The sequence below is a fragment of the Actinomadura sp. 7K507 genome (assembly GCF_004348425.1).
In the GTDB taxonomy this organism is placed as follows: domain Bacteria; phylum Actinomycetota; class Actinomycetes; order Streptosporangiales; family Streptosporangiaceae; genus Spirillospora.
The window spans coordinates 19,806-27,844 of the sequence record NZ_SMKK01000114.1 but is presented as its reverse complement, the minus strand read 5'-3'; the positions used below and the strand labels follow the sequence as shown (position 1 = coordinate 27,844).

6 protein-coding genes are annotated in these 8,039 nt (G+C 71.5%); 1 reads left to right on the top strand and 5 read right to left on the bottom strand.

From position 1 onward, the window contains the following. Positions 1-128: 128 nt before the first annotated feature. From E1285_RS24700 to E1285_RS24685, 4 genes are all read right to left on the bottom strand, one after another. On the bottom strand, positions 129-713 hold the full coding sequence (locus E1285_RS24700) for a hypothetical protein (RefSeq protein ID WP_207946793.1): 585 nt from the start codon (positions 711-713) through the stop codon (positions 129-131). A 335-nt stretch (positions 714-1,048) separates the two neighbouring features. Beyond that, positions 1,049-1,969 carry an RNA polymerase sigma factor SigJ gene (sigJ, locus tag E1285_RS24695; RefSeq protein WP_132156019.1) on the bottom strand — a complete coding sequence of 307 codons (921 nt, stop codon included), beginning with the start codon at positions 1,967-1,969 and terminating at the stop codon, positions 1,049-1,051. A 373-nt stretch (positions 1,970-2,342) separates the two neighbouring features. After that, positions 2,343-3,992 carry an ABC transporter permease gene (locus tag E1285_RS24690; protein ID WP_207946792.1) on the bottom strand — a complete coding sequence of 550 codons (1,650 nt, stop codon included), beginning with the start codon at positions 3,990-3,992 and terminating at the stop codon, positions 2,343-2,345. Then, positions 3,989-4,933, bottom strand: a complete 945-nt coding sequence (locus tag E1285_RS24685; RefSeq protein ID WP_132156017.1) for an ABC transporter ATP-binding protein — start codon at positions 4,931-4,933, stop codon at positions 3,989-3,991. The genes E1285_RS24690 and E1285_RS24685 overlap by 4 nt, the downstream gene beginning before the upstream one ends. Before the next feature lie 322 nt (positions 4,934-5,255). Between E1285_RS24685 and E1285_RS24680 the strand changes: the two genes are divergently transcribed. After that, complete coding sequence (locus tag E1285_RS24680) at positions 5,256-7,325, top strand: FUSC family protein (protein WP_132156015.1); 2,070 nt, start codon at positions 5,256-5,258, stop codon at positions 7,323-7,325. A gap of 43 nt (positions 7,326-7,368) precedes the next feature. Here E1285_RS24680 and E1285_RS24675 read toward each other — a convergent pair whose 3' ends face one another. Next, a complete protein-coding gene (locus tag E1285_RS24675) occupies positions 7,369-7,962 on the bottom strand; it encodes a DUF6506 family protein (RefSeq protein WP_132156013.1) in 594 nt (197 codons plus the stop codon). Between the last annotated feature and the right edge of the window lie 77 nt (positions 7,963-8,039).

The window sequence follows — 8,039 nt, the reverse complement described above, 5'->3', positions numbered from 1 at the left end:
CCGCTGGAGGAGCCGGAGGCGAGCAGAAGTCCGATCGGGCGTGCCGTGGTGGGCAAGGCGAGACGTACGACCGGCTGCTGCGCGGCCTGCGGGGGATCAGGGAACGGTCGGGTTGTGGCTCTTAGCTCCTAGCGTCCTTGGATCGCGCGAGCGAGCGTGGCCCAGCGAGTCGCCGGCCACGTGTGGTCCGGGAAATCGGTGCACACGATCTCCGACGGAAGCGGATCATCGCGGCGGCGGATGAGCGCCACCAGGTCACCTTCGCAATTGGGGCAGTCGCCGACCGGCACCTGCCCGCCGCCGTTCGGATACGCGGTCTTCCTCGCGGCCCGGGTGATTTCTCCGATCTCGTCGACGATTTCTCCGGCGGCAGGGTGAGCGGCCAGCCACTCGGCGTGGCGGCAGAGGAACCGGGAGAGCGCCCGGATGTCGCGTGGCGGGGGTTCGAGACGGCGTTCGTCCGTGACGAGGCCCGCCCACGACACCAGGACCGTGCGAATGGCCGTTCGCACCTCCGCGGCGGCGGGGCTTATCGGGGCGGCGGTCGTGATCTTCCGGGGACCGTTGCGCATCACGCGCAATGGCCTTGAACTTGTGTGGCCCATACAGTCGTCGTACAAGGTCGGTAGCTTCTGAATGTCGCCGACCAGCAGGTTCAGGCATGCCGCGCAAACGAACCGGCCTGTTCCGGCTCCGCGTGCCCCCCTCTCCATATTGCTGTTCTTTCCCGGGCACGATGATGCTCGACACAGTACGCGTCCGGTCATACTCTCCCCGTTGATCCCAAGGCCGCCGGTTGTGTACAGAAATACCCTGCTATATGCATCGTCTTCGAAGTGGGCTGGAACGTCAACCGCCCGAACGGAAAACAAACCAAGGAGATAGGCGGAATGGCGGCTGAACCGTGGCGCGCCTCAAGAAGTACCCTCTCGGGGGCAATGTAAGCGCGGGGCCGGGTGCGCTTCGAAATCCCGCGATTGGTCCTGCGGGGATGCCGGTCGATTGCCCGAGTGGCCGTCCATTCGGGTGCGGCGCCGTGGCCGGTGGTTCAGCCGTCGCCCGGTCGGCGGCCGTCACGCGGCAGGTCACCGAGGCGGTCGGCCCGGTTGAGGTGGCGCAGCTTGTCGGGATTGGCGATGAAGTGGATCGCCTGGAGCCGGCCGTCGTGGATGTCGAGTCCCAACACCCCGACCAGCTGGTCGTTCGCGTCGATCGCCGCGGCGCCGGGCTGCCCGTTGATCTCGACGGCATGGACGCTCACACCGGTGCGCGCCAGCACCGACATCGCGACCGACAGGGCACGCGCCACCCGCTGCCGACCGTGCACCGGCCGCTGCTGAGCCGGCACCTTGCCGCCCCCGTCGACGCGCAGCGTCACATCCCGTGCTAGCAGATTCTCCAGCGCCGGCAGGTCGCCCCGCTCGGTCGCCGCGAAGAAACGCTGAGCCAGTTCTTCCCGCTGCCGCCGGGTGGCGTAATAACGCGGCCGGCGCTTCCGTACGTGGTCACGGGCCCGCGCGACCAGATGCCTCGTCCCGTCCACATCGGTGCCGATGATCTCGGCGACCGCCGTATAGGGGTACTCGAAAACCTCGCGCAGCAGGAACGCGGCCCGCTGTAGCGGCGTCAGGCTCTCCAGCAGCACCAGGAATGCCAGCGAAAGCGAATCGATGATCTCGACCTGGTCGGCCGGCATCAATTCGGTGGCCAGTGGTTCCGGCAGCCACTCGCCGACGTACCTTTCCCGCTGCACCCGCGCCGAACGGAACTGATCGATCGCCAGCCGGGTCACCAGCTTGGCGATGTACGCCCGCGGCGAGTCGATTTGTTCGTCCCGTTGAAAGGTCTGGTGCATTCGCAGGAACGCTTCCTGTACCACATCCTCGGCTTCGCTCACGCTGCCGAGCATCTGGTAGGCGATGGCGAACGCGAACGGCCGCAGATCACCGTACAGTTCCGAGATGGACATGCCGTGTCAGCCCGATCCCTCGGCGGAACCCGTGCGACGGTCGGGTGCTGCGGGGCCGGGTCCGGTTCCGCCGGCGCGGCATCGGCGTGGAAACCGGTGACGATACGTCCCCGTGGTTACCGGCGGCAGGGCGCGTTCGCTCGCGGACCCACTCGGCCAAGAAGGCCCTGGGAATGCCTGCTGCACCATGGGGGGCCACAGTAGCAAGAACAATCGACGCGAAAAATCGGGTGCGCCATTGACTTTCCCGGTACCGGTGACGAGCCGAGGAGGCCTCCGTCCCGCCTGGGGTTTCCCGGCGGGCGGGACGCCGGTCCGTGCCCGGCGTCCCGCCCACCGGCCGCGGCCAGGCCGCGGCGGAGCGGACCGTGGTTCACCTGGTTTCCAGGTCGCGGCGGCGGAACCCGGCCAGCCCGGCCGCCACCAGCGCGACGGCGATCAGCAGGAGGATCGTCACCGCCGGCCAGGAGACGCCGTCCAGGGGAGGCTGCCCGGTGTGCTCCATCGGCAGCAGGTTGAGCAGCCACTGAGGCAGATCCACGATCGTGCCGAAGAGTCCGGCGAACAGGCTGTAGCCGATCAGGATCCAGGTCAAGCCGATCGCCCTCGGGAACAGGCCGTACAGCAGTGCCGCGATCCCGAGCAGGACCAGCACCCCCGGCGCGTGTGCCAGGTGCGCCATGGCCATGTCCCAGATGTAGGAGCCGTCGCCGACCGAGACGGCGGCGCCGATCCCGGTCGTGAGGCCGACCACCAGCAGTAGCCCGACCAGCCCGATCGAGAGCACCGCCAGGTAGCCGCCGAACCAGGCCCGTCGGCTGGTCGCGGTCGCCAGGATCGGTTCGGCCCGGCCCTTGGTCTCCTCCGACCGCATGGACTGCACGCCGAGGAGGACCATGACGCCGGCGATCACGGCCGTGAACAGGGTGATCACGCTGAGGTAGCCGTCGACCAGGGTGTCCACGGAGCCGCCGAACATCTCGATCCGGTCCGCGCTGATGTCGTCGGGGTCGGCGACCTGGTCGGCGACCGTCCCGAACAGGAAACCGAAGGCCGCCAGCGCCGCCGTCCACCAGATCAGGCCGGCCCGCTGCAGCCGGAACGCGGCCGCGACGGGCGAGTTGAGCCAGGGCGCCGCGGCCGGGGCTCCCCGCCGGGCCGGGACCAGTCCGGCGCCGACGTCCCGGCGGCCCGACAGCGCGTAGCCGACGGCGGCGGTGGCCGAGGCGAGCGCGACCGACAGCAGCAGCGGCCACCAGCGGCCGTCGACATAGGGCCGGGTCTGGTTGGACCAGGCCAGCGGTGAGAACCAGGACAGCGGGCTGCCATAGTCGGTGATCATGTCGCCCACGGCCCGGACCGCCCAGGCCGCGCCCAGCGTCGCGCCCGCGATCGCGGTCGCGGTGCGGGAGTTCTCGGTGATCTGGACGGTGAGCGCGGTGATGCCGGCGAAGACCAGGCCGACGGCTCCGACCGCGGCGCCGAACAGCAGTCCCGGACCGCTGCCGTGGCCGTTGGCCGTCAGGGCGCCGCAGAGCAGCAGCGCCAGCAGCACGTTCGCGCCCGCCGCCACGGTCAGCGCCGCGGTGAGCTGCGCGTGGCGCCCCACCACGCTGGAGCGGACGAGTTCGGCCCGGCCGTTCTGCTCGTCGAGCCGCGTGTGCCGCGAGACCAGCAGCAGGCTCATCAGCGCGGCCAGGATGAAGAAGAACACCCCGTACACGTTGGTGAGGTACCGCTCCGTGGTGATGGCGTCGCGGCCGTACCCGGGGCCGAACAGGGCGCCGATCGTCCCCTCGGTGAACCGCCTGACGTCCTGCAACTGCGCCTCGGTCTTGGTCGCCTCGGACACCACCGTGTTGAAGTACGACAGCAGCACCGTGATGCCCAGCAGCCAGGCCGGCAGCTTGATCCGGTCGCGGCGCAGGACGAGCCGGACGAGCGCGCCGGTACCGGTGAGCACACTGCCGGGCGAGCGCCGGGCGGACGCCCGGGCCGGCTCCCGGACGGTGGTCGCCGTCACAGCTCCTCCCGCCCGGCGGCGCCGCGCGGGGTCCCGTCGCCGTTTCCGGCCCCGGCGAGCTCGTCGCCGTAGTGGCGCAGCATGAGCTCCTCCAGCGTGGGCGGGTGGCTGATCAGGCTGCGGATGCCGGACTCGCTCAGCGCCCTGACCGCGTCGTCGAGGTGTTCGCCGTCGACGGCGAACCGCACCCGGCCCTCCCCGGCCTCCAGGTCGTGGACGCCCGGCAGCCGCTCCAGGCCGGCGGCCGGACGGCCGGTCTCGGCCTCGATCGTGGTGCGGGTCAGGTGCCGCATCTCGGCGAGCGTCCCCGACTGCACGATCCGGCCCTGCCGGATGATGCTGACCCTGTCGGCGAGGTGCTCCACCTGAGCCAGGATGTGGCTGGACAGCAGAACCGTGCGCCCCTCGGCCTTCATCTGGCTGATCACGTCCTGGAAGACCACCTCCATCAGCGGGTCGAGCCCGGCGGTCGGCTCGTCGAGCAGCAGCAGCTCCGCGTCCGAAGCCAGCGCCGCCACGATCGCGACCTTCTGCCGGTTCCCCTTGGAGTAGGTACGGCCCTTCTTGCCGGGATCCAGGTCGAACCGCTCGATCAGCTCCGTCCGGCGGGTCTTGTCGAGGCCGCCCCGGAGCCGGCCGAGCAGATCGATCGCCTCGCCCCCGGTCAGGTTCGGCCACAGCTCGACGTCCCCCGGCACGTACGCCATCCGGCGATGCAGGTCGACCGCGTCGTACCAGGGGTCGGCGTCCAGCACCTTCGCCTGGCCCGAATCGGCCCGCAGCAGCCCGAGCAGCACCCGGATGCCGGTGGACTTCCCGGCCCCGTTCGGGCCCAGGAACCCGTGCACCTCACCGGTCTCCACCGACAGGTCGAGACCGTCCAGCGCACGGGTCGTCCCGAAAGTCTTCACCAGCCCCGACGTGGCGATAGCGGCGTTCATGGCCTCACTCCGTCCTGCGGGAGGCCTGCCCCGGCCACACTGGGGTCGCCTTTGATCGGCTGGGAAGCAGGTTGCCTGCCGCTCGCGGCAGGCGCGCCGGCAATGAAGACCTTCACCACGTCTCCGTTCGTCTCCTGTCGGTGCACTCGCGAACCAAAGACGAGACAGCCCCCCGATTCATGAACAGCTGTGACGCAGATCACAGTGCGCGGCGGCGAGGGGCTTGGCCGGCGCGTTGCCGATTCTGTGGCCGGGACTGGTGGTAGCGCCGGGAGGGCCGGTGAATACCGGAGGTAGACATCCACCGGAGGGCGGGCGGAAGTTGCGGGAATGGCTGGTCCGGGTCAAGGCGGAGGCGACACCGGTCTACGGGCTCGCGGTCACCCTCGGCCTGGGTCTGCCTCTGCTCCTCGGCCTGCTGACCGACCGGATGGGTCAGGGGACGCTGGGCGCCCTGGGGGCATTCCTGCTCGCCTTCGGCGCTCCCGGCGGCCCCTACGGGAACCGCGCCCGGTCCCTGGCCGTCTCCCTCGCGGCCATCGTCGCCGGCGGCGCGCTCGGCGGGCTGCTCGCGGGCCACCCATGGGCGACCGTCGCCGTCCTCCCCGTCGTGGTCGTCCTGGCGGCGTCGGTCCCCTGGATCAGGCCGACGGCCGCGATGGCCGTGCTGCTCACGTCCGTCCGGCCGCCGCCCGGGGACCCGCTGGAGAACATGCTGCTGATGGGCCTCGGCGGGCTGTGGCTCGCCCTGCTCCTGCTGTCGCCCTGGCCGGCCCGGCGGCTCCGGCCGCTGGACGACGCGCTGGGAAGGGCCGCCGGCTCCGTCGCCGCGCTGCTGGACACCGTGGCCGGCGACCTGGAGACGTCCACCTGGACGGGCGGAATCCACTCCTCCGACAACTGTGGCTGGGAGCGGTCGCGAAGGCATGTGGAGACCGCCCTGCGCGACGCCACCGCCACCTCCCGCTACTACCGCGGCGAGGACGAGGCCCAGGAGAACCTCCAGCCGCAGCAGATCATCGACACGTTGCGCCGGATCGTGTGGGAGACCGTCGGACTGCACACCCAGATCCACGTGCTCGTCGACAGGGGACCCGCCCCGGACCCATGGCGCTCCGACGCCACCGAGGCGATCCGCGGGCTGGCGCAGGGCGTCCGGACACTGTCCACGGCGCTGGCCCGGGAAACGGCGGCACCGGCCGCCGGACCGTCCCCCGATCTCGCACGCCACGCACGCGGCGGTGACGGGGCCGTCCTGCGGCAGATCACCCACTCCGTCGACCGCATCGACAGCGCCCTGGAGTCGGCCCGGGACGAACTCGGCGACGGACTGCGGCTGGCTCCGTCCGTCCACTGGAAGCGGCCCCGGTTCGAACCCGGCGAGGCCGCGGCCGCCCTCGCCCGCGAGGTCCGGGAGCGATCACCCCGCTTCCGGCACGCCACGCGCGTCGCCGTGCTGGTCACGGTGGCGATGGCGATCACCGCGGCCTTCCGGCTGCAGCACGGGCAGTGGATGGCGGTGACGGTCCTGGTCAGCCTGCGCGACACCTACGGCAGGACGGTACCGCGCGTCGTGCAGCGGATCACCGGCAACGCGGCGGGCAGCATGATCGCGGCCGTCGTGCTGGCCGCCGCACCCGCGCGCCCGCATGTCGTCGCGCTGATGCTGGTGTTCGCACTGGCGGGGTTCACGCTCCGGTCGTTCAGCTACACCGCATGGACGGTGTGCTCGGCGCCGCTGCTCATGATGCTGATGGATCTCACGAAAGTGTCCCGCTGGTCCGTGGCGCTGGACCGCGTCGAACTCGTCGCCGCCGGAGGCGTGATCGCGGCACTCGGCGCCCGCGTGCTCTGGCCCCGGGGGGCCGCGCGGCAGGTGCCCGCCAGGACGACCGAGCTGCTGACCGCGATGGCGGCGCTCACCCGCGCGGCCGCCTCGGTGCTCGACGGCCGGCGACCCGGCCTCGAAGGCGACGAGATGGCCGCCGCGGGGAAGGCCATCGACGGTGCCGCCGACGCCGGGACCAGGCTGAAGGACGAGCCGGCGCCGGACACCGTCCAGGCCGGGCAGCTGCACGCGGCGGTCCGGGCCGCCCTCCGCATCCGCGACCGGCTCATCGCGGTAACGGACCTGGCCTCGGAGAACGCCGACGAGAACAGCCCGTCCGCCCGCACACTCGACCGCCTGGCCGACGCCCTGGAACGCACCGCGACCCAGACCGAACCCGACCCGCCCGGCCGGAACGACCTGGACGACCCGCTGGCCGCCCCGGACGACCGGCCCGAGCCCGCCCGCTACACGCTGACCGCCCTGACCGACGACGTCGACGACCTGATCAACACACTGGCGAAGCTGAACCGGCAAAGCGCACTCAGTGCCACCACCCGGTAAGCGCCTGGAGATGCCGGCGCCCCCGGGGGAACACAGGTACCGATCAGGCTCGGAAGGCGGCTGCGGCGTCCATTGACTCGATGCCGAAGACGACCGAGCCGACCGGGGTGCCGCCGGCGGCGGCGTGGACCCGGGCCGCGGCGTCGGCGCCGAAACCGCCGAACAGCTCGATCAGCCCGGCCGTCTCCTGCGCGGCGACCCGTTCCGCGGCCTCGATGCCGGGCACCGCGACCGCGGTGAACCGGGCGCCGCCGCCGTGCTCGCGGACGATCCGGTCCCGGTCCGGGTCGGCGCCCGGCACCAGCGCCATGAAGAGGTCCGACTGGATCTCCCCGGCCAGGAAGGCCAGGTGGTAGCGGGAGATCGCGGCCAGCGACTCGCTGCCGTAACCGATCGCGCCGACCGGGACCCGGTCGCCGACACCGGCGATCACCGTCGCCGCGCCGACCGGTCCGAAACCGCCGCACAGCTCGATCAGACCGGCGCCCTCGTCGACCAGCCCGGCGACCACCGGCGCCGCGTCCTCCTCGTCCGGGACGGCGACCAGCGTCACCCGGCGCCCACCGCCCTCGAACACGATCCGGTCCTTGTCCGGGTCGGCGCCCGGCTGCGGGTAGATCACGACTGACTGGGACATCGCGTTCGCTCCTCGGCTCTCGTTCCGCTCGACGCCGACGACGCTATGGGGAGCCGCTGATGATCGGCTGACGGTCC